The organism is Campylobacter sp. (assembly GCF_019423325.1).
Taxonomy (GTDB): Bacteria; Campylobacterota; Campylobacteria; order Campylobacterales; family Campylobacteraceae; genus Campylobacter_B.
This window is the reverse complement of sequence record NZ_JAHZBQ010000001.1, coordinates 564012-585239: the sequence shown is the minus strand read 5'-3', so window position 1 is coordinate 585239 and position 21228 is coordinate 564012. Positions and strand designations below refer to the sequence as shown.

At 48.3% G+C, this 21228-nt stretch carries 20 protein-coding genes; 9 read left to right on the top strand and 11 right to left on the bottom strand.

What is annotated here, in order from left to right; genetic code table 11:
* Nucleotides 1–7 precede the first annotated feature (7 nt).
* Both QZ367_RS02665 and QZ367_RS02660 read right to left on the bottom strand, forming a co-directional pair.
* Nucleotides 8–421 carry an Rrf2 family transcriptional regulator gene (locus QZ367_RS02665; protein ID WP_005870604.1) on the bottom strand — a complete coding sequence of 138 codons (414 nt, stop codon included), beginning with the start codon at nt 419–421 and terminating at the stop codon, nt 8–10.
* Nucleotides 421–1692, bottom strand: coding sequence for an aminotransferase class I/II-fold pyridoxal phosphate-dependent enzyme (locus QZ367_RS02660; protein ID WP_291937005.1), 1272 nt, complete (start codon nt 1690–1692; stop codon nt 421–423). Before QZ367_RS02660 ends, QZ367_RS02665 begins: the two co-directional genes overlap by 1 nt.
* Nucleotides 1693–1884: 192 nt before the next feature.
* On the opposite strand from QZ367_RS02660, the gene QZ367_RS02655 reads away from it, so the two are divergent.
* The 6 genes from QZ367_RS02655 to QZ367_RS02630 all read left to right on the top strand — a co-directional run bounded on the left by QZ367_RS02655 (nt 1885) and on the right by QZ367_RS02630 (nt 8604).
* The gene (locus tag QZ367_RS02655; RefSeq protein WP_291938123.1) at nt 1885–2244 is read left to right on the top strand and encodes a hypothetical protein; all 360 of its coding nucleotides are present in this window, start codon (nt 1885–1887) and stop codon (nt 2242–2244) included.
* Nucleotides 2245–3159, top strand: a complete 915-nt coding sequence (locus tag QZ367_RS02650; protein ID WP_291937001.1) for an HAD family hydrolase — start codon at nt 2245–2247, stop codon at nt 3157–3159.
* Nucleotides 3160–4094: 935 nt separating this feature from the next.
* Complete coding sequence (locus QZ367_RS02645) at nt 4095–4340, top strand: DUF2018 family protein (protein ID WP_291936998.1); 246 nt, start codon at nt 4095–4097, stop codon at nt 4338–4340.
* A gap of 1 nt (nt 4341) precedes the next feature.
* Nucleotides 4342–5340 (top strand): polyprenyl synthetase family protein, encoded by a 999-nt coding sequence (locus QZ367_RS02640; RefSeq protein WP_291936996.1) that lies wholly within the window; start codon nt 4342–4344, stop codon nt 5338–5340.
* On the top strand, nt 5340–6896 hold the full coding sequence (hemA, locus tag QZ367_RS02635) for a glutamyl-tRNA reductase (RefSeq protein WP_291936995.1): 1557 nt from the start codon (nt 5340–5342) through the stop codon (nt 6894–6896). Before QZ367_RS02640 ends, hemA begins: the two co-directional genes overlap by 1 nt.
* On the top strand, nt 6886–8604 hold the full coding sequence (locus QZ367_RS02630; protein ID WP_291936992.1) for a proline--tRNA ligase: 1719 nt from the start codon (nt 6886–6888) through the stop codon (nt 8602–8604). The genes hemA and QZ367_RS02630 overlap by 11 nt, the downstream gene beginning before the upstream one ends.
* 613 nt (nt 8605–9217) lie before the next feature.
* On the opposite strand, the gene QZ367_RS02625 is transcribed toward QZ367_RS02630, so the two are convergent.
* From QZ367_RS02625 to QZ367_RS02585, 9 genes are all read right to left on the bottom strand, one after another.
* Nucleotides 9218–9541, bottom strand: coding sequence for a hypothetical protein (locus QZ367_RS02625; RefSeq protein WP_291936989.1), 324 nt, complete (start codon nt 9539–9541; stop codon nt 9218–9220).
* A 545-nt stretch (nt 9542–10086) separates the two neighbouring features.
* Nucleotides 10087–10392 (bottom strand): hypothetical protein, encoded by a 306-nt coding sequence (locus QZ367_RS02620; RefSeq protein ID WP_291936986.1) that lies wholly within the window; start codon nt 10390–10392, stop codon nt 10087–10089.
* A complete protein-coding gene (locus tag QZ367_RS02615; RefSeq protein ID WP_291936983.1) occupies nt 10356–10544 on the bottom strand; it encodes a hypothetical protein in 189 nt (62 codons plus the stop codon). The genes QZ367_RS02620 and QZ367_RS02615 overlap by 37 nt, the downstream gene beginning before the upstream one ends.
* Before the next feature lie 592 nt (nt 10545–11136).
* Nucleotides 11137–11688 (bottom strand): NAD(P)H-dependent oxidoreductase, encoded by a 552-nt coding sequence (locus QZ367_RS02610; RefSeq protein WP_291936979.1) that lies wholly within the window; start codon nt 11686–11688, stop codon nt 11137–11139.
* A gap of 119 nt (nt 11689–11807) precedes the next feature.
* The gene (locus QZ367_RS02605; protein WP_291936977.1) at nt 11808–12443 is read right to left on the bottom strand and encodes a Type 1 glutamine amidotransferase-like domain-containing protein; all 636 of its coding nucleotides are present in this window, start codon (nt 12441–12443) and stop codon (nt 11808–11810) included.
* A gap of 377 nt (nt 12444–12820) precedes the next feature.
* Nucleotides 12821–13771 (bottom strand): UDP-3-O-(3-hydroxymyristoyl)glucosamine N-acyltransferase, encoded by a 951-nt coding sequence (lpxD, locus tag QZ367_RS02600; protein ID WP_291936974.1) that lies wholly within the window; start codon nt 13769–13771, stop codon nt 12821–12823.
* Nucleotides 13772–13802: 31 nt separating this feature from the next.
* On the bottom strand, nt 13803–14273 hold the full coding sequence (gene ilvN, locus QZ367_RS02595; RefSeq protein WP_291936972.1) for an acetolactate synthase small subunit: 471 nt from the start codon (nt 14271–14273) through the stop codon (nt 13803–13805).
* 2 nt (nt 14274–14275) lie between these two features.
* Nucleotides 14276–15970 (bottom strand): acetolactate synthase large subunit, encoded by a 1695-nt coding sequence (locus tag QZ367_RS02590; RefSeq protein ID WP_291936969.1) that lies wholly within the window; start codon nt 15968–15970, stop codon nt 14276–14278.
* Nucleotides 15971–16434: 464 nt separating this feature from the next.
* The gene (locus QZ367_RS02585) at nt 16435–17133 is read right to left on the bottom strand and encodes a helix-hairpin-helix domain-containing protein (protein ID WP_291936966.1); all 699 of its coding nucleotides are present in this window, start codon (nt 17131–17133) and stop codon (nt 16435–16437) included.
* A 112-nt stretch (nt 17134–17245) separates the two neighbouring features.
* Here QZ367_RS02585 and pta point away from each other — a divergent pair, with 112 nt between their 5' ends.
* The 3 genes from pta (at nt 17246) to QZ367_RS02570 (ending at nt 21220) form a co-directional block, all read left to right on the top strand.
* The gene (gene pta / locus QZ367_RS02580; RefSeq protein WP_291936963.1) at nt 17246–18844 is read left to right on the top strand and encodes a phosphate acetyltransferase; all 1599 of its coding nucleotides are present in this window, start codon (nt 17246–17248) and stop codon (nt 18842–18844) included.
* Complete coding sequence (locus QZ367_RS02575; protein WP_291936960.1) at nt 18844–20076, top strand: acetate kinase; 1233 nt, start codon at nt 18844–18846, stop codon at nt 20074–20076. Before pta ends, QZ367_RS02575 begins: the two co-directional genes overlap by 1 nt.
* 610 nt (nt 20077–20686) lie before the next feature.
* The gene (locus tag QZ367_RS02570; RefSeq protein ID WP_291936958.1) at nt 20687–21220 is read left to right on the top strand and encodes a hypothetical protein; all 534 of its coding nucleotides are present in this window, start codon (nt 20687–20689) and stop codon (nt 21218–21220) included.
* Nucleotides 21221–21228: the final 8 nt, after the last annotated feature.

Here is a 21228-nt window from a genome sequence, read left to right as displayed (position 1 = left end):
TTTTCCTTTAAATGCTGAAATTTAAATACTGGACGCTTCGCGCCATCATCTCCTCATAGCTGCTTAGAGGCTCGTTAAATATCTCTGCCAGCTTGACGTCAAATTTTTCAAAAAACGCCCGCAGTCCGGGATCACTCATCTGAATGCTAGTCATCCGCAGATCCTTTTCAAGAGCGGTAAAAATCTCACCGAAAGAAATCTCGCTAGCATCTCTGGCTAGGTGATAGCCGCCGTTTTTACCTTTGATGCTACACACTAGCTTCTCGTTTCTAAGGGTATTTAGAATTTGCTCCAAATAATTCTTAGAAACTCCCGTACGCTCGGCGATCTCTTTTATACTTATCGGCGCTACTTCGCTAGCTTTGGCGATCTGCAAAATCGCAGCCAGCCCATAAACGCCCTTTGTGCTTAAAAGTGCCATTATTTCAGTGCCTCACTAAGATCGGAAATCAAATCATTCGCGTCCTCTATACCCACACTTAGGCGGATTAGGCTCGCAGGCACGCCAGCGCGGTTTAGTTGCTCCTCGTTTAGCTGCGAATGCGTCGTGCTCGCAGGATGAGTGATGATCGACTTCGTATCGCCGATATTTGCTACGACGGAGAAAATTTTAACCTTGCTAACCGCCTTTAGCGCTGTTTCTTCGCTATCTACGATGAAACTCATCAGACTGCTTGCATAGCCGTTTTTAAATTTTGCTTTGATTGCGGCATTAAATGGCGAGCTTGCAAGCCCTGGATAATTAACCTGCTTTACCTTCGGATGATTTTGCAAAAATTCTGCTATCTTTAGCGCGTTTTGCGAGTGTTTTTGCATGCGAAGCGGCAGTGTTTCAAGCCCCTGGATGAGCTGAAACGCGTTAAACGGCGATAGCGTCGCACCAATATCGCGAAGCAGGGACAAACGAATCCTAAGCGTGTAAATGTCGAAATTATCTACTAAATCCGCATAAACTAGGCCGTGGTAGCTCTCATCAGGCTCGTTAAAATGTGCGTAACGCGGATTGCCTTTGAGTTTAGAATTTAATCCTTTGCCCGCAACGATCGCACCTGCAATGCTAAGCCCCTGCCCGCTTATGTATTTGCTAGCGCTGTGGATTACGACATCGGCGCCGTCATCAAGCGGATTGTAAAGCGCAGGACTTGGGATCGTGTTATCTGCAATCGTTACTACGCCGTGCTTATTTGCGATTGTAGCGATTTTAGCGGTATTTGCAACTGAAATTTGAGGATTTGAAAGCGTCTCAAAAAAGATCGCTCTAGTCTTATCGTCGATTAAACCTTCCAAATTATCTGCCGTTTCGGAGTCAAAAACCCTAGCTTCGATGCCGAAACGCTTGATCGTATGCGCCAAAAGCGTAGTCGCGCCGCCGTAAATTTTCTCCGCGATGATGATATTTTCGCCCGCCGCGGCTAAATTTGCCACCGCAAAAAATATCGCCGCCTGCCCACTAGAGACCGCGATTGCGGCTTTGCCGTTTTCCAGCGCCGCAAGTCGCGCCTCAAAAACATCAGTAGTAGGATTTGTCAAACGTCCATAAATCGGCCCTAGATCACGCAGCGCGAAGCGATCGGCGGCCTTTTTGCTAGAACCGAAGTTAAACGCGGTGCTTTGATAAATGGGAACTGCCATCGTGCCGTAGCCGGCGACGGAGTCGTAACCAAAATGAGTTGCGAGGGTTTCTTTTTGCATTTTTGTCCTTTGTAAAAAATTTGGCGAATAATAGCTAAATTTTAAAATAAAGTCAAGTATTTTTATATGGTTTTAAAATGCCTATAATAACGGGATTTATAGAAAAAATGTTATTAAAATATAGTTTTACAATATGCGTAATTTTGCCAAAATTTCGAATTTTGCTATAATGCGCGCTTTAATTAAGGAAAAATCATGCAAATCAAAGAAAAAGATGAGCGCGTTAAATATATCCGCGCACTAGAACGCTTCGTAAAATCCGCCGTAGCACTGCTAAAGCGCGAGGATTTCGACGCAGAGCTTTTTGCGAAGCGAATAGCTAAAAACTACGAAATTTTATCTAAAACGGCCGCCGTAAATTTAGATAGCCCCTACACCAAAGCGCTTGAGAGCTTTGCCAAAAACGTCCTTGATGCTAGCGAGGCAGGACAGATCAGCGATGCTGCGTTTAGATCGGCGCTACAGCATGAAGCAAACGCCTTGCAAAAGCTCAAAAACAATAAGAGTTACAAAAAAGACAAGCACAAAATCGATTTTTTAAAGGATTATTAGATGAAAACCGTGATTTTTGATATGGATGGCACGCTACTCGACTCCTCGCGCGCGATCGAAATCAGCGTCAATAACACTCGCCGCGAGCTCTACGGCCTAGCACCGCTGCAAAAGAATTTCATCGTCCACACCATCAACGATCCTAGCAAAAACGCCTTTTTGGAATTTTACGGCAAAACCGAAGCGAGCGCCGAAGAGCTTGCTTTTTTCGAGAAGGAATTTGTAAGCAATTACCGCGATTTCGCCATGCTTTACGATGGTATCGAAGATCTTTTGCACTCGTGCAAAAAAGTAGGATTTTTTCTCGCAGTCGCCTCCAATGCACCTTCCTATACCCTAAGCGCGATCTTAGAAAAAACGGGCGTGCGCAGGCTATTTGATCTGGTCGTAGGCGCGGACGAGCAGATGCCATCAAAGCCCAACCCTGCGATGCTGCTACACGTAATCGCACGCTCGCCGCACAAAAACGCGATTTTTTTAGGTGATAGCAAAAAAGATGAGCTAGCCGCACTCCGTGGCGCGGAATTTTTACAAAATTTAGAATTCCAAGGCGGCAATGACGATGAGAGCTTAAATGCTAGCCGTGACACGAGTAGAGAGAATTTCGGCGCTAGCAGCGGAAGCTTAAGCTCTTGCGGCGAGAATCTTAACGCGGATGAAAAATTTCGCCCTAACGACACAGATGCTGACGGAGCGGCAACGCTAAGCTTTAAAGGCGCTAAAATTGCCGCAAAAGCAGAAGCGACGGAAGACTCACAAGCTGCGGCAGCACGATGCTTTCAAGCAAATTTGGCAGATCTAAAAGGCGCAAAACTTGAGTATTTGCAGGTATGCTGGGGGTTTGGCGAGCCTAGCAAACTAAGCCGCAATGCCCTAAGCATCGCACAGGCGCGCGAAATCATCGGCGGAATTTAAAGCAGCCTGGCTTTTTAGGCATAGCTAAATTAAAAGCAGTATTGCAGCATGGCAAAATCACGCTTAACTCTTAAAACGGAGCAAATTCCGTCCTCGCGTGCAACGCAAGCGAAATTAAAATTTAAAAATAATCCTTGCGCGAAAAATTCCGCTAGCACGAGAAATCGGGATTTCATCTGCGCGAGTGGAATTTAAAATTTTAAAAGTAGCTTTTGTAGTGCGCGATTTTATCTGCGCGAAAAATGAAATTCTATCTGTAAAAGGTGGCGAAATTTTAAAATTTAAAGACACCTCTCGCGGATTAATTTAAAATTTGCCTCAAAATATAGTTTAAAAATTTAATGCCAAACGCGATTTTGGAATTTTACTGCGTCCATGGAGTTTCAAATTCTCGTAAAGCGGCGGAATTTTAAAATTTTAAGAAGCCTGATGCGTGTTGCGCGTACGATTAGATTTTGTACGAGTAAATTTTTCCACCGCGCAGAAATCAAGATTTTACCGCACAAGCAAAGCGAAAACTATCTCCGTCTACGCAAAATTCAAGAATTTTACCGCTTAAACAAAGCAGAATTCTATCCACTCACAAGAAATCTAAAATTTTACTCGCGCCACAAAATTTTAAAATTTCCGCAAAAATCAAGCCGCTTATCTACAAATTTAAAATTCCGCCTATCTACAAAGCTTCGCGTTTAATCCGCCACGCGACCAAGATTAAATTTTTAAATTCCGCTCACTCTGCCTATCTCGCAAACAAGTAAAATTTTAAAATTTATGAGATTCAAAGCCCAAAATCCCGCGCTTAAGCTTAAAATTTACCGCACGCAAGTGCAAAATCTGCGTAATTACTCATGTTTAAAAGCCCCCGATAGTTTGCCGCGTCCTAACCTAAATTAAATTTTACATTTGCTATAATCGCGAAATTTTAAGGAAGGTAAATGGATATTTTTGAAGGCAGCCCAAGAGAGAAATTTTTTGAAATTTTATCCGCTGCAAGCCCTACTTTGGTGCAAAACGAAATCGAAGAAGCTCTAATCCGCCTAATCGCCTGTGAGCGGCTCTGCGAAGCGCGCGGCATTAGCGAGCGCGAGATCGAAAGCTTCATCGCGCAGCAGGATCTACAAGACGAGCTAAACGACAAATTTTTGCAAATAAGCGGAAATATCCTAAGCAACGACGAGTAAAATGCTAGATCAAATTGATTTAATTATGAAAAGTTTCATCGCAGACTGCGGATATGAGCCCGCTAGCGAGATGTTTGATAGGCTAAGCCCCGGCAAAAAACTGCGCTCCAAGCTACTGCTAAACATCGCGCAAAAGGATGAAAAATCGCTGCGTCTGTGCGCGATCATCGAGCTCATTCAAGCCGCAAGCCTGCTGCACGACGACGTCATCGACGAAAGCTCGGTGCGCCGCGGCAAGCCCTCGATAAACGCCACCTACGGCTCCAAAAACGCCGTGATGCTGGGCGACATACTCTATTCCAAGGCATACTTCGAGCTTAGCAAATTTGAAAGCCGCATCGCCGCCGCGCTTTCGGGCGCTGTCACGAAGCTTGCCGTGGGCGAGCTGATGGACGTGAGCTTAAGCAACGATTTCAACGACGATGCGAGCAAATATCTGCAAATGATCTATCTAAAAACCTCCGCTCTCATAGAGGAAGTCGCGCGCTGCGGGGCGTTTTTAAAATTCGACGGCGCGGAAAATCGCGGCGAAATTTCAGATATGAGCGGCACAAAAAACGAAGTCGAAATTTCAAGCTCTAGCACCGCGAAAGATCATGATAAAATTTCAAGCGCGAGCGTAAAATTCGGCGAATACGGCAAAAACCTTGGGCTTGCGTTTCAGATCATCGACGACATCTTAGACGTGACGCAAAGCTCAGAAGCGCTGGGTAAGCCGAGCCTGAGCGATTTTGCGGAGGGCAAAACCACCCTGCCCTACATCTATTTATACGAAAATTTAGATGATGCGCAGCGGCAAAAGCTAAAATCGTTTTTTAAAAAGCAGCTTTGCCAGAGCGAAATTTCATGGATCAAGGCAAAGCTTAGCGAGCACGGCATCATCGAGCGCTGTATAAACGAAGCTCGCGCCTACGGGCAGAAGGCGCTTGAAGCCGTGGCGGAATTTAAAAACGACAAGCTGGAGCAAATCGTGCGAGATATGATAGATAGGGAGTTTTGATGGCGTATATGAGCGTGAGCTTCACCCACAAAAACACGGACATCACGGTGCGCGAGAAACTTTCGTTTTCAAACGACGTGCGTAAGAAAGAAATTTTGCGTCTTTTAGCTTCAAACTCTGCAATAGAGGAGTGTTTGGTGCTAAGCACCTGCAACCGCGTAGAAATTTTTACCGTCGTAAGCGACTTTGATGAAGCGCAAAAGTTCGTGCTTTTGGCACTTTCGCGCATTAGCGGCGTGAGCTACGACGAGCTAGCCGAGCGTGCCGATATTTACGAAGATTACGGCGCGATACACCACCTTTTCGCCGTCGCAGCCTCTCTTGATAGCCTCGTAGTGGGCGAAACGCAGATCGTAGGCCAGCTCAAAGACGCCTATAAATTCGCGATGCAAAACGCTCGCGCCGGCGCGCAGATCGCAAGAGCGATAGATGAAGCGCTAAAGTGCGCGGCGCGCATCCGCAACCAAACCGAAATTTCAAAAAATCCGATCTCGGTCTCAAGCGTCGCCGTGGCGATGGCAAAGGATAGGCTGGGCTCCTTGCAGGGCGCGGACGCCGTGGTAGTGGGCGCGGGAGAGATGAGCGAGCTAGCGTGCAAACACCTGCTCGCAAACGGCGCTAATATCACGATCTTAAATCGAAATTTAGCCGGCGCGCAGAGGCTGGCCGCCTCGCTACTTGGCGAGAATTCCTTGTATGCGAAAAATTGCGCGGATGAAAATCCCGGCACAGGAAAAAATTCAGACGGCTTAAATTCCGGAAATGTCGCGAATTTCGCGGGCGAAAATCCCACGCAAAAACAAAATTCCAAAGACGGCGTAAATTTTAATAAAGAGACTTTTACAGACAGCAATGAATCTCGCATAGCAGGCGAAAATCCCAAGGACGATAAAAATTCCACCGCCTGCGCAAATTCCTCCGCGCAGGTACAATCCCGTATTAAAATCGATAGCCTTGATAATCTCAAAAAATATCTGAACGTAAATAGCCTATTTTTCAGCGCTACGGGCTCGCAAGAGCCGATCATTACCGATAACTTACTTGAGCCCAAAAGCTTTAAGCGATATTTTTTCGATATCGCCGTGCCGCGCGACGTGGAGCTTAGCCAGAGCGAGGATCTTGAAGTTTACAGCGTCGATGATCTGGAGGAGATCGTAAAGAAAAATTTGCTGCTTCGCGAGGAGCAGGCACAGATCGCTTACTCGATCGTAGCAAAATGCACGAATGAATTTTTCAAATGGCTGAGGGCGGCGGCATCCACGCCGATCATCAAGGCTTTGCGCCAAAGCGCAAAACAAGTAGCCGAGCTAGAACTAGCCAAGGCGCTTAAAAAGGGCTATCTAAAACACAGCGATGCAGAAGAAGCACGCAAGCTTATCCATCAGGTTTTTAAAGCGTTCCTGCACGCTCCGACGGTAAATTTAAAAAACCTTGGCGAAGCGGACGATGCTGACGGCACGGTAAATGCGCTGGTCGAAATTTTTGAACTGCAAGAAAACTACGAAAAATTTTTAAATCAAGAAAACGAGAAAAAGGACAGACAAAATGAAATTTAGCAAGCTTTTCGCTCCGAGCCTAAAAGAGGCCCCCAGAGACGCGGTACTACCTAGCCACGCGCTTTTGATCCGCGCGGGATTTATCGAGCAGCTGGGCAGCGGGCTTTATAATTTTTTGCCGCTAGGAAAGATAGTGCTAGAGCGGATCTGCGCCGTCATCAGGCAGGAGATGGACGCTGCGGGCGCGCAGGAGGTTTCTTTTAGCGTCGTGACGTCCGCGGATGCATGGAAAAAAAGCGGCCGCTACGCCAAATACGGCAAGGAGCTGCTGCGTTTCAAAGACCGCAAGGATAACGACTTCGTGTTAAGCCCTACCAACGAGGAGGCGGCGGTTTTGATGATCGCGGATAAGATCACGAGCTACAAGCAGCTGCCGCTAAATATCTATCAGATCAATACGAAATTCCGCGACGAGGCACGCCCTCGCTTTGGGCTTCTGCGCGGCCGTGAGTTTACGATGAAGGACGCCTATAGCTTCCACGCGGACGCTGCGGATATGAAGCGCGAGTTTGAGGTGATGAGGCAGGCGTACTCGCGGATTTTTACGCGACTGGGGTTAAATTTTAGAGCGGTCGATGCAGACAGCGGCGCGATCGGCGGCAGCGGTAGCAAGGAGTTTATGGTACTAGCGGATAACGGCGAGGACGATATCGTCGTGTGCAAGCGCTGTGAGTATGCCGCAAACATCGAGGCTGCGCGCCGTGCGCCAAAAACCACGAACGCCGCCTCGCCCGAAACCGACGGCATGATGAAATTTAAAACCCCCGCGATGAAAACGATCGATGCGGTCGCGGAATTTTTTAAAGTGGATAAATTCTACACCGTCAAAGCGGTGATCAAAAAAGCGCTATACGAGGATCGTAGCGAGATCGTAGCGTTTTTTATCCGCGGCTGCGACGAGCTGCAAGAGACCAAGGCGCAAAATGCCTGCGGTGCGCTGGAGCTAATCGATACTAGTGAGGAGGAGATCGCGCGAGCTGGCTTTACGGCGGGCTTTTGTGGACCTTTCGGGCTCGGCGAAGGGGCGAAATTTTATATCGACGTCGAGCTAAAAGGAGCGCGCGAGATGATCGCGGGCGCGAACGAGCCGGATTACCACTACGTGGGTGCTAGCGTGATAAATTTTAACGAATCACGCTTCGCGGATCTTACCGCCGTGAGCGAAGGCGACGCGTGTCCGTGCTGCGGCGGCGAGCTTGGCATCACGAAAGGCATTGAGGTGGGTCATATCTTTCAGCTCGGCACGCGCTATTCCGAGCCGATGGGGGCGCGATTTTTGGACGCAAACGGCAAGGCTCGTGCGTTTTACATGGGCTGCTACGGCATCGGCGCAAGCCGCCTAATCGCCGTGGCGATCGAAAGCAGCCACGATGAGCAAGGCTGCGTGTGGCCGCGCGAGCTAGCGCCTTTCGAGCTTGAGATCATCATCTCAAATCACAAAGACGCCGCGGCAGTAGAATTTGCCGAGAAACTATACGAGCAGTGCCGTGCGCGCGGAGTTCGCGTGCTGCTCGACGATCGCGTGGAGCGTTTCGGCGTGAAGATGAACGACTTCGAGCTAATGGGCTTTCCGTACGCGGTGCTCGCGGGCAAAGCCTTAGCGGAGGGAAGCGTCGAGTTCATCACTCGCGCAGGCCTAAAGCGGCAGAGCGTAAGCGCGGATGAAATTTTAAAACTTATCGAGAAGAAATTAATCGAGAAAAATTAGAAGCGCATGAAATTTAGCCCTAAATTTGGGCTAAATTTTGCCGCCATATTTTGAAATTTGCGAGCTGATTTTGCTACACGGCGCGGCGTGAATTTTATAAATTTACCGCACTAGCCGCAGCAAAAACAGGTTTTGAAACTCAAACAGAGCATAAATTTTATAAATTTACTATGTTGCCGCGCAAAGATACCGCCGAGGCGCAACGATAAAATTTACGCTTAAGCTGCACTGCCATTTCACTAAAGCTAAATTTTAAAGTATGAGTTTGTGACTAAGATTACATCGACAGCCAAACCGCTGTTTCAAGGCGAGAATTTAAAGTACCAACTTGACCGCGCAAGTAAAAAATAAAGAGCGTGCGCTTCTGTCGCTCCCCGCAAGAGTTGCCAAAAACAAAATTCCGTGATAAAACTCTGGTCTCTACCCGCCGTTTTCAAAACGATTTTAAAAAGTAAAATTTAAACCGCGATTTCACTTTTCTGATTTCGCTATTTAAATTTAAGATTTAAATTTCGCGGCGTAACTGGCACATAAATTTAATCAGCGCGCAAAAGCCGATCAGAAATTTTACCGGGTTAAAATTTTGCCTAAATTTATTCGGCGACGACCGATTTTAAATTTTATTCGTAGGTTTTTCGTAGTAACCCCATTTGGCGCGGCATTTTCTCCTCGCTATCCGAGTCAAAACGATCTGAACGATCAAAAACGCAAGCGCACCGCTGCCCCATTTCAAATATGTGATTTTATAGGAATCGGATATGGTATTGTAATAAAATCTGGCTGCAAAAGCATAATCGTATTTTAAAACCATTTGCCCGTCTTTAAGGGCGATCTGCCGTGCAAGGTCGGTATCGCCCCCGATCCTTTGGTACCAAATTTTTACATCCTTGTCGTATATCGCAGCCCTGTATCCGTCTATCTGTGTACCGGTAAACATCTAAAGAAAAACGCCTCTGCTTAAGCTCGCTATCCACTAAATTTAACCTATAGTAACTAGCTCCTCTGCTCTTATTCGTTTGCACATATATGACGCGCCCCTCTATGGTCTGCAAATCCTCTGGGCTAGACGGTAGCACCGCGGTGTAGGACATATACAGCGCCGCACCCGCGCCAAGGATAAAAAACAGCAGCACGCATCTTAAAAGCGTATTCATCTGATTAAAGCTAGCAATCTTTTTTTTCATCGTATTTTGTATCAAAAAACATCGAATTCTCTTTTGTTTAAATTTTATTTCGGCGCTTCATCCTGGCGCGCCGTAGCGGCAGAAAAGCAGAGCTGCGTCGCTATAAGCTATCGCGATCTTTAAATCCGCACTTCTGCAGCTAATACGGCTCGGTTTTTTCCAGTGCTGTGCGCAATACAAGGCGCCGCTTTTGCCGAAATTTAGCTTGGATTTTCATTCATTTTCATTCGACAAAGAGTAAATTTAAAAGCTAAATTTAAAAAGCGCGCGAAAGAAATATTTCTCTTTTTAAATTCCACTAAAATTTCATCCAAAATGCGGCAAGCTCGTAGCCGCGCACGCTCAAGCTTTCAAACGCAAGCGTAACGCCGCTGCTTAAGCTTAGCTTCAAACCCTCATCCGTTGCGCGCTCGCGATACTCGATATGCTCGCGATTTAAAGCGCCTTTTGCCGCCGCAAGATCGATAGGAGCAGGACAGCCCGATAATATCCAAGGCTCTATTTCGATTTGCCCCGCCCTTGCGCCGCCGAAATCCAAAGGCTCGCTTCTGAAATGACCCGAAAAGATCATAAAAATTTCGTCCCGAAAAAAAGTGAAACCCAAAAGGCGCCATATCTTAAAATTTCAGCTCCAGCACTCTTAAAGCTCGCGCCCGCAGGGCCGAACATCGCGATGGTCTGCGCGCGGCTCAAGCCCCTTTCTACGCCTGCAAACTCGCCCGAGCGAAAGAATTTAAGCATATCGATTTTTAGCATCTCTTCCCCTGTAAATAAACATCGCACCTCTTAAAGCCACTAGCAGCACAAACGGCACGCTAATAGTTACACGAGCCAGCCATCGCGCTATCCATGCTTAGGCACTCGCTGACATGGCACTAACGAGCAACGGCAAGCCAGACGCGTACATCACATAAAAGTGCGCCGCGTAAAATTTTATCTCGCGCCGAGCTAAAATACAGCGCATTTGCAAAATTTAAAACGATCGCAAAATGCCACGTCGTTTCGCAAGTTTTATTTCACACAGACTTAAAAGCTGCGACAGCCGTATGAAATTTTATATAGTGACTGCATAAATCGCGCGCCGCAAGACTCGAAATTTCACGCCGCAACGCCGCAAATTTCACACCTCCTGCACATCACGCAGTGTCAGTCAGCCGAGCAAAGCTCGAATCTCGCGATTTACGAAAACCTCGCGCGTCGCAAGCCACACTCGAACAAGTACTGCTTGGCATTATTTTAAAATTTCACAAACGACGTAATATCCGGCTTAAGAAGCGATCTTATAAATCCGCTTTAGCTCATCTGGCGCTGTATTGCGAGTAGATAAACTCGTTTGAGTCCGTCAAGGCTAGCCGAAAACCATTTTTAGATGCGCTTCGTAATCTCTCATAAAACGCTCTACATCAGGGTTTTTAACGACGTCGTTGCACATAAAAGTAGGTAGCCTTTTCGTGCCTAAAAACTCGTTGGCTTTATGAAAATGCAGATAAACGCCGTCCACGCCCACGCCTTCAAAAAAATCGCCTGGCTTGTCAAACGCTTGAAGCGGCGCATTCCAAGTGACGCTTAGCATGTGCGATTTGCCCTTTATCAGTCCGCCCGTGCCGTAGCCGTCGTTTGCCACTATCTTGCCTATGCCGCCTATAAACACCTCGTCTACGTACTTTTTGACTAGCCAAGGCTCGCCCATCCACCACGCGGGCATCTGCCAGATCACGGCATCCATCCATAAAAATTTTTCTACCTCGCCCTCTATATCGTAGCCCTCATGTATCGTGGTCTCGCGCGTTTCGTGCCCTAGGGCTTGTAGCGTCTTTTTGGCTAGCTCGTGCAAAGTTTTGTTTAGCTTGCCGCCTTTGCCGTTAAAAGGTGCTCCGCCATTGATAAGTAATATTTTCATTTTGATCCTTTGATTAAATTTATTCGTTAGCGACTCGCTGCACCTAAGTTAAAATTTCACCTCGTAGCCCTATGCGAAAATATAAGCGTAAATTTTACGAAGCGTTTAATTACTAAATTTTACTTTCGCGCCGCAGTTTCGCGCCCTAAAATTTCAAATTTATCGCCGTGCACCGCGATCGCCTCGGTGTTGTTTATCGGCGCCAAATTTAGCTTGCCGCCGTAAATTTTTAAAATTTCAGCCGCGCTTTGCACGAACGGCTCCTCGCCGTAGTGCGGCACGGGGTAAAATTTCACCAGATCAAGCCCCGTTTGCGCCGCCGCCCCGTAGTCGCCAGCATCGTCCATCAAACTCGCGTACTCCACGCTAGGAGCCGCGATCATCGCGCCCGCCGACTCGCCCACGTAGATGAGCTCGCCGCTTCGGACGCGATCTGCGATGAGGGCTACCAGATCCTTCTTTTTAAGCTCGCGCAAAAGATAAAAGGTGTTGCCGCCGCTTACGTAAAGCACCTGCGCCGCGCCGATTTTTGCTTTCGCTTCGGTCTCGCTCGCTTTGGAAACGTCTAAAATTTGAACCTCAAAGCCCATTTTGGCAAACGCCTCTTTCGCCTCGTCCACGTAGTCTCGGTACTCCTCGACGTTTGCCGCAGTCGGGATAAAAAGTACCTCCTTGGCACGGATATTTTGCCTCGCATAGTCCTCAAAAAGCGTCGCCGCGCCCGCAAAATAGGAGCATAAAAACATCTCCATCATCGTTTTTCCTTTAATTAAATTTGCGCTGATTTAAAGCGCTCGTAAAGCTTTGCCGCAATGACTGCGAGCAATGCGACCCAAACTAGCAGAGTAAATTCTACCGCGCCCACAAAGCAAGCGCATGACAAAAAATGGTGCGGGCGGAATTCTACCGATAAAATGGTAAAAATTTATCGCCGCGGCGGTCGCAAGCTACGCTGAAGCCTAGGCTAGATGGCAGCGCAAACCGCCCCATAATCACCAACTGCCTGACGGTTTTAAACTTCACTAAAACGACGCGAGCCTGCTAGATTAAGCTAGCTAGAGGAGTCGATCAGAGCGAACGATCAAAACGATCAAATCAAACCGATCGACCGAACCGATCAAGGCAAGTCAGGCTAGTGCTTTTTATCTTTAAAAAATCTAACGATCTTAGCCTGCAGCTTGAACCACTCGCTAAGCTCCATTATAGGATGCCCCGCGTAGTTTTTACCGCCCGCTAAATCCTTGCTTATGCCACCGCGCGCCGCGATCTGCACGAAATCACCCACGCTTACGTGCCCGCCGCTTCCGCTCTGTCCGCCCATCACGACGTTGCGTCCGAGCGTCGTCGAGCCCGCAAGCCCCACCTGAGAGACGATGAGGCAGTTTTGCCCAAGCTCGCAGTTGTGCCCGATCTGAACGAGATTGTCGATCTTGCTGCCGCGCTTAACGATCGTCGAGCCGAACACCGCGCGGTCGATCGTCGTGCACGCGCCGATTTCGACCTCGTCTTGCAGCACGACGTTGCCGTTGTGATAAATTTTAACGTGCTCGCCCATTTTGGTGTGCGCGTAACCGAAGCCGTCGCTTCCGATGACGGCGTTTGCGTGGATTATGCAGCGCTCGCCGATGATCGCGTCATTGTAGATGACGGCGTTTGCGTGGATCACGCAGCCGCTTCCGATATGCACGTCATCGCCGATATACGCGCCGCTTAAAATGACGCAATCCTCGCCGATCGTAGAATTTGCGCCGATATGCACGTTCTGCCCGATCTGCGCACTAGCGGCGATCTTTGCGGGCGCACCGCTGCGAATGAGGGGCTTGGCAAAATGCGCGCTTAAGATCGCAAAAGCTAGATGCGGATTTTCGCACTCCAGCGCTCGCACGCCGCTTGGAACCGCGGTGCCGCACTTTACCAATACGGCGGCCGCTTTGGTGGCGGATAAAAATTTCTCGTTTTTGTCGCTATCGCAGTAGCTCAGCTCGCTTTGCCTTGCGTTTTGAAGCGAATTTATCGCGGTAATCTCCGCATCCGCTCCGCTAAGCTCTATGTTTAAAATTTCGGCAATTTTTGATAATTTCATTTGCGCTCCTTTGATTAAATTTTATCGCCGCTTACATATCCAGTGCGACGCTGCCGCCGCGTACAATGTCGATCGGATTGTATTTTTTTATCGTCTTTAAAAATCCGTCGATGCGGTCTGCGTCGTCGCACGCCATAATGACGATCTTGCTGTCGTCGCTGTTTGCGATGCTACCGTTGTAGGCTTTTAAAACGGCATCAAGCCCCGCTAAATTTTCGCTCAGCGCGATCTTTACCAAAACCATCTCCTTTTCGACAAATTTTGCATCCTCAATGACCTTGTAGACGGGGATCAGTTTATGAAGCTGCTTAGTGATCTGCTCTATGACGCGCTCGTCGCCCGAAGTGACGATGCTAAGGCGCGATAGACCGGTATTTGGGATCGGTGCAACGGTAAGGCTGTCGATATTATAGCCGCGCCCCGCAAAAAGCCCCGAGATCCGCGACAAAACGCCGTGCTCATCGGTAACGACGACCGATATTACTCTTCTTATGCTATTCATCTTTACGACTCCTGCTCAAAAATCATATTATAAAGCGCGCCGCCTGCGGGCACCATCGGCCAGACGTTTTCGAAGCGATCGATCTTAGCCTCGATGACGCTTACTTTCTTACTCGCAAGAGCCTGCTTCAGCGCATCTTCAAATTCCGCTTTTGTGCTAACGCTAAAGCCCACGCCGCCGAAGCCCTCGACAAGCTTTACGAAATCGGGCTGCGAGCTAAGATCGGTCGATGAGAAGCGCTGCCCGTAAAATAAGCTCTGCCACTGCCGTACCATGCCTAAGAAATTGTTGTTTAATACGATATTTACGACGTTTAGGCCGCTCGCGCTAGCAGTCATCAGCTCTTGGATATTCATCAAAATCGAGCCGTCGCCGCTGAAATTTATAACCGGTCTATCTTCCGTATAAGCCTTCGCGCCCAATGCCGCAGGAAGGCCGTATCCCATCGTGCCCTGCCCACCGCTACTTAGTAGAGTGCGCGGCTTGCAAAACGGATAAAACTGCGCGACCCACATCTGATGCTGTCCCACGTCCGTAGCGATAATAGCGTCCTCGCCCGCGATTTTTGCGGTACTTTGGATAACCCACTGCGGCTTTAAAATTTCATCGCTGTCGTTAAATTTAAGCGGGTGAATTTCATCGTATTTGCGGATGAGCTCGCGCCACTGCTCGAAATTTTTAGGGCTGACCTCGCTTTTAATGCGCGGCAGCATCTCCTCTAGCACCGACTTCACGTCGCCAACGATCGGATAATCCGCGTTTATAATCTTTGAGATCGAGCTAGGATCGATATCGACGTGGATGATCTTGGCGTTTTTGCCGAATTCGCTAAGCTTGCCGGTGACGCGATCGTCAAATCTCGCGCCCAAGCAAATTATCAGATCAGACTCGCTAAGCGCCATATTTGCGGCATAGCTGCCGTGCATTCCTACCATACCGAGGCAGTTTTTATTATCGCTTCGCACGGCTCCCAGCGCCATAAGTGTTTCAACGACCGGAATCTGCGCAAACTCGCTAAGCTCGCGAACCAGCTCGCTTGCGCCCGCGCTGATGACGCCGCCGCCGATGTAGAGGATAGGTTTTTTGGAATTAGCGATTAGCTCGACGGCTTTTTTGATCTGTTTAGAATTGCCCTTATAGTTCGGCTTGTAAGTCTGCATCTTGATTTCGCTAGGATATTCAAAAACACCAAGCTTCGCCGTTACGTCTTTGGGAATATCGACGTGCACGGGTCCAGGTCTGCCGCTGCGAGCGATGTAAAAAGCCTCTTTTAAAATTCTAGGCAGCTCTTCGATCGTCTTAACTAGATAGTTATGTTTGACGCAGGGGCGTGAAATTCCAATCGCATCGATCTCTTGAAAAGCGTCGGTACCGATGAGCGAGGTCGCCACCTGCCCGCTGATAAGCACGATCGGGATGCTATCGCTATACGCCGTAGCAAGCCCTGTAAGTGCGTTCGTAAATCCAGGACCGCTCGTGACGACGGCCACGCCGACCTTGCCGCTAGCGCGCGCATATCCGTCCGCAGCCATCGCCGCGGCCTGCTCGTGGCGCACCAAAATATGTCTGAAGTATTTTTGTTTGTAAATTTCATCATAAATGTTTAGCGCCGCGCCGCCCGGATAGCCGAAAACAACCTCTACCCCTTCCTGCCGCAACGCCTCCACGATCATCTGCGATCCGCTAATTTCTTTCATACGCCCATCCTGTTTCGTTGGAATAATTTTGTGATTATATTATTTTGTAAATTAAATTTCACGAATTTTAGGCGTTAAATCGGGTCGAATTTCAAATTTAATAACGGCGCAGACTGGGGCAAAATTTCGGAATTTAGAAAGAGTGAAAAGGCAAATTTAAAATTTAGCCATAAATTTAAAACGGACGGGATGTTCGGATTTAAAATTTTAAAGTGCAGATTTGTTTCGACCAAACGCGGCACGGAACTTTTAACGTAAAATTTTAGCTTGAAATTTTACCACGCAAGCTGCTGATTAAATTTATAAAATTTTTTGGAATTTTATCGTAGCGCAAAGCGATGCCAGCGTAAATTTGAAATTCCATAGCTACGAAATTTTAAAATTTAGCCGTAAATTTAGGGCGGGCGGAATCTCGATTATAAAATTATAAAATCCCGCCTGCGTAAAATTAAATTTTAAAACCCTTATTGCACGCCGACGCTAACGCAGTCGCCGCTTTGCGGATCGCAATTGCCGAAGCTTGTGACGCTACTGGATCTTTTTGAGCGGATCGTTCCCATATGCATAGGCACCGGCATGTTACGGCGCGAGCTTCCGCCAATCTCGCTATCGCTCATACTGTCAGAACTTCTCTTGCGAGAATAATCATCACGCGGAGGTGGCGGTGGAGGAGGTGGTTTTATACCTCCGTGCGGAGGTGGTGGCATGCCGCCAGGAGGCGGGGGAGGAGGCGGCATCATGCCGCCGTGCCCACCATATCCTCGAGGAGGAGGTGGCGGAAAAGTGCCGGTCTCTGTGATCGTGATGCCGTTTCCGTAATTTTCCACGCGCCTATAAGTAGAGCCTCCATAAACCGTGCGGGTGCGGGTCTTTTCGACCACGACTATATCGCGATCAGGCTGCACCGGCTGCTGCACGTTAGCTCTAGGCGATATTTCAAAGCTCTTCTGCAATTTGGCGGTATCGTAACTTGCAAAGCCGTTGATGCCCTTTAGCTCATCTGCACTTGAAATTTCGCGCTTTTGGCGGTATTGCATAAGCATATCCGCCCTACCCGCATCAAGTCCGCCGATCGTCATCAGCTCGTAGCGACTAGCTTCGTTTATGTTGATTTTCGCCAAGGCGAGGCTCACTAAAAGAGCCAAAATCACTAAATTTTTCATGTGCGCTCCTTTGTTGAAAGTTACCAAATTCTAAACCCTCACGATAAATCTTTGATTAACACGCAAGCAAAATTTTGCTACAATTGCCTATCTTATTTCAAAGGATCAACCGATGAACGGAATTTTGCTCCTATGCGACGAACCCGCCGCCTATCAATCCGAGCTAAAAAAACTAGATAAAATTTTATCCATGAGCTTTCACAACGTTTTGCAACTTTGCATCGCTGGCGACAATGCCCTTTTTAGCAGGAGTGAGCTTGAAAAAGCACTCGCGGACGGGCAGGATGAGCGCGTGCGAAAGGCGGCGATAGAGCGCTTTGCACAGATTTTAAAGCAGTGTAATTTTGTGCTGGTTCGCGGCGTAGCGGGAGCCGATCTGCGCGAGCTAAATTTACAAATCGCAAAGGATCTAAATATCCCCGTTTGCGGATTTTATCCTAACGAAATTGCCGCGCGCATCGGCACGCACTCGATCGCCGCAGCAAAAGCGGTAAGCTTTGCCAGCATATATGAGGATAAAATTTCATTTTCCGCGCTAAGACCTGCACAAGAGGGTGCAAATTCTAAAAAATCGGAGCTTTGCGGCAAAAATTCCGCTTGCGAAAGTGATGCAAAATTTCACGACGAAAATTCCGCTTGTCAAAGCGGCGCGATAGAGCTTGATAAAGTCGTTGCCGACAAAAGCTACTTCACTGACGCCGCAAACTCCACGCGCTGTGAAATTCTAACCCCGTTGAAATTTGAAAGCAAGCTCTACGCCAAGGCTCGCGCGAACGTTAAAACAGTCGTGCTTCCAGAAAGCGACGATGAGAGAATTCTGCGCGCAGCCGCGATCATAAAGCAAAGCGGCGCGGCAAATTTGATCCTTTTAGGGCGCAAAGACGAAGTGCAAAAAAGCGCAAACAAGCTAGGTCTCGATCTAAGCGGCGTTAAAATTTTAGATCCGCAGACGGATGCGAGCTTGGAAAAATTTGCGCGCGATCTATATGAGCTTCGCAAGGCAAAGGGCATGAGCGAGGCTCAGGCGCGCGATCTCATTCGCGATCGCACCTACTTCGGCACGATGCTCGTGTATGAAGGGCTAGCCGATGCGATGGTAAGCGGCGCAAGCACGACTACTGCTGAGACGATCCGCCCCGCGCTTCAGATAATCAAGACAAAGCCCGGCATCGCAAGCGTCAGCGGCGCATTTATAATGTGCCTGGATACGCAGGCTATGCTTTTTGCGGACTGCGCCGTAGCGCCGAGCCCGAGCGCAGAGTATCTGGCAGGTATCGCGATCTCAAGCGCCGCGACCGCAAAGGCGTTCGGGTTTGAGCCGCGTGTGGCGATGCTAAGCTACTCCAGCGGCGACAGCGGTAGCGGTGAAAACGTGGAATTCATAAAAACTGCAACGCAAAAAGCGCGCGAAAAGGCGCCGGAGCTTTTAATCGACGGACCGCTGCAATTCGACGCAGCGGTTGATGCGGCGGTAGCTAAGAAAAAGATGCCAGGCTCCGCGGTCGCAGGGCGCGCGAACGTATTTATCTTCCCTGATCTTAACTGCGGAAATATCTGTTACAAAGCCGTGCAGCGCACCGCAGGCGCCGTGGCGATTGGACCGATCTTGCAGGGCTTAAAAAAGCCGGTAAACGATCTAAGCCGCGGCTGCAAGGTCGCCGATATCGTAAACACGATACTTATCAGCGCCATTCAAGCAGGAGGGAATTAATGGATATCCTAGTCATAAATTCCGGCTCGAGCTCGGTTAAATTTAAATTCCACGATATGCTAAATCACGCCTGCATCGCAAGTGGGCTCATCGAGGAGATCGGCTCTACGCACGCAAGCGGAAGTATCAATTGCGCCAATGGACGAAACATAAAGGTTGAAAACGAGCAAATTCCAAATCACGAAACCGCGATCGCAATCGCGATTGATCTTTTAAAACAAAGCGGAGTAATCAAAGATCTAACTCAAGTAGGCGGCATCGGACACCGCATCGTTCAGGGCGCGGATTATTTCGACGCTCCTGCGCTCATAGATGAGGATGTAATGGCTAAAATAGCCGAGCTTGCGCCGCTTGCACCGCTACACAATCCCGCGAATTTAGCAGGCATCAAATCCTGCCTAAAGATCGCTCCTAAAATTCCAAACGTCGCGGTTTTCGATACAATATTTCATCAAAGTATCCCACCGTATGCGTATATGTACGCGCTGCCGTATGAATTCTACGAAAAATATAAGGTTCGCCGCTACGGCGCGCACGGCACATCGCATTGGTTCGTCTCGACGATGGGAGCGAAATTTTTGCGTAAAAAATACGAAAACTTCAACGCCATTACGCTACATCTTGGCAACGGCTCGAGCGTGAGCGCCATAGAAAACGGCAAATGCATCGACACCTCAATGGGGCTAACGCCGCTTGAAGGCATCATCATGGGCACCAGATGCGGCTCGATCGATCCCGCTATCATCCCATACATCGAGCGCGTCGCGGGCTACAACGCGCAGGATATGGACGCCATAATGAACAAAAAAAGCGGGCTTCTGGGCATCTGCGGTGCGAGCGATCTGCGAAAGGTCTATGAAAAGATGGAGGGCGGCGAGCCACGCGCGAAACTCGCGTTTGAGATGCTCGTGTACAGCGTCGTTAAGATGATCGGGGCGTATTATGCCGTGCTCGGGCGAGTGGACGCTTTGATCTTTACCGGCGGTATCGGCGAGAATGCACCGCATTTTAGACAAAATGTCTGCGAGAAGCTCGCTCATATCGGCATCGAAATCGATGCGACAAAAAACGCCAAAAATACCGGCTCGATTAGAAATTTAAGCGCGGCGGATAGTAAAATCAAAACGCTCGTAATCCCCACCAACGAGGAACTTGCGATCGCTGAAGCTACGGTCGATACGATCAACAAAAACTCCGCGCAGATCGACTATCAGAAATACTCGGAATTTTAAATTCTATCTAGTGAGGTTCTGCGGTTATTTTGCGAGCAGCAACGCCAACTTGCCTTTTTCGTTAGGCAATTAAATTTTAGGTTTTGGCTGCGAGCTTGCGTGAAATGAAAGGGCTTTCTTTATTTTAGTGGCTTTCTGGCTAAGACGATACGAGAAATTGCTACGCTACGCGCGGGTTTAAATTTTATTTGTCGCTTCCGATAAGGCTTAAATTCTTTCTCGGAAGAGGCGGAGCGGAAGGGGCTATACTTGCGAAGCTCCCTTTTACTTTGCTTCGGCTAGCAACCGCAAGCAGGTCTGCCGCCCAAACCCCGCCTAGATCACTGCGCGTTAGAAGCGGCGAGACTTTGTTTGTAAAAAAGCATTGCTCGGTTAAATTTAATAAATTTTATTTCAAATTTGACCGCGAAATTCCAAAGCAAGTCCTCGTCGTGAAATTTTACCGAATGATAAGGCACAAAATTTTAAAATTTAGCGCAAGCCGGGTTTTGACACGCAAATTTTATTAAAGGAGCGAACGATGAGCGATTTGCTAAATTCACAAGGCGCGTAAGAGCAAGAGGCGCCATATCCCGATACGAAATTTACTAAATTTTTCGGGCGACTTTACGTGGCGGTTTTTGCGCTATTTGCGATCACGGCGCTTAGCGTATTCGTGCTACCTGAAAACATTTTGGACGTAAGCGCAGCATGCGCGGACTTCGTTGGATTTATGAAGCAGTTTTTTCCAAACATCGCCGCAATCGGCAAAATAAGCCCGCATACGCAGCTTGCGGAATTTTACGTCGCAGCGATGTGGGTACCTATTTTAACGGCTTTCGCGCTAAGCTGCGTGTATTGTCCGATCGCCACATTCTTATACAAAAAAGAGCTTCCCGCCGTCAAGACGCAGCTATTTGTGATATTGCTCGCTATACCTTTTGCTTACTGGGCATTAAACAATTATTTCTACGCCGATTTTGCCATAAACGGCATCCCACACAGAGTAGGCAGCGGACGGATATTTCCTACTTTTGCGAGCAGAGAGAGCCTATTTGGCTGGATATCGTTTTTCACAGCCACCTCGATGTTTATGAGTATGCTTGTCGTGATTTCGCTTAGCGATATAGTCCACTGGATATATCTATCGAGAAATAAAAACTAAATTTTATA

Coding starts and splice junctions, on each gene's coding strand:
- pta (WP_291936963.1), top strand. CDS start 17,246: ATGAACGGAATTTTGCTCCTATGCGACGAACCCGCCGCCTATCAATCC.
- QZ367_RS02590 (WP_291936969.1), bottom strand. CDS start 15,970: ATGAAAGAAATTAGCGGATCGCAGATGATCGTGGAGGCGTTGCGGCAG.
- hemA (WP_291936995.1), top strand. CDS start 5,340: ATGGCGTATATGAGCGTGAGCTTCACCCACAAAAACACGGACATCACG.
- QZ367_RS02625 (WP_291936989.1), bottom strand. CDS start 9,541: ATGTTTACCGGTACACAGATAGACGGATACAGGGCTGCGATATACGAC.
- QZ367_RS02640 (WP_291936996.1), top strand. CDS start 4,342: ATGCTAGATCAAATTGATTTAATTATGAAAAGTTTCATCGCAGACTGC.
- QZ367_RS02615 (WP_291936983.1), bottom strand. CDS start 10,544: ATGCTAAAAATCGATATGCTTAAATTCTTTCGCTCGGGCGAGTTTGCA.
- QZ367_RS02585 (WP_291936966.1), bottom strand. CDS start 17,133: ATGAAAAATTTAGTGATTTTGGCTCTTTTAGTGAGCCTCGCCTTGGCG.
- QZ367_RS02645 (WP_291936998.1), top strand. CDS start 4,095: ATGGATATTTTTGAAGGCAGCCCAAGAGAGAAATTTTTTGAAATTTTA.
- QZ367_RS02660 (WP_291937005.1), bottom strand. CDS start 1,692: ATGCAAAAAGAAACCCTCGCAACTCATTTTGGTTACGACTCCGTCGCC.
- lpxD (WP_291936974.1), bottom strand. CDS start 13,771: ATGAAATTATCAAAAATTGCCGAAATTTTAAACATAGAGCTTAGCGGA.
- QZ367_RS02575 (WP_291936960.1), top strand. CDS start 18,844: ATGGATATCCTAGTCATAAATTCCGGCTCGAGCTCGGTTAAATTTAAA.
- QZ367_RS02665 (WP_005870604.1), bottom strand. CDS start 421: ATGGCACTTTTAAGCACAAAGGGCGTTTATGGGCTGGCTGCGATTTTG.
- ilvN (WP_291936972.1), bottom strand. CDS start 14,273: ATGAATAGCATAAGAAGAGTAATATCGGTCGTCGTTACCGATGAGCAC.
- QZ367_RS02650 (WP_291937001.1), top strand. CDS start 2,245: ATGAAAACCGTGATTTTTGATATGGATGGCACGCTACTCGACTCCTCG.
- QZ367_RS02605 (WP_291936977.1), bottom strand. CDS start 12,443: ATGATGGAGATGTTTTTATGCTCCTATTTTGCGGGCGCGGCGACGCTT.
- QZ367_RS02610 (WP_291936979.1), bottom strand. CDS start 11,688: ATGAAAATATTACTTATCAATGGCGGAGCACCTTTTAACGGCAAAGGC.
- QZ367_RS02630 (WP_291936992.1), top strand. CDS start 6,886: ATGAAATTTAGCAAGCTTTTCGCTCCGAGCCTAAAAGAGGCCCCCAGA.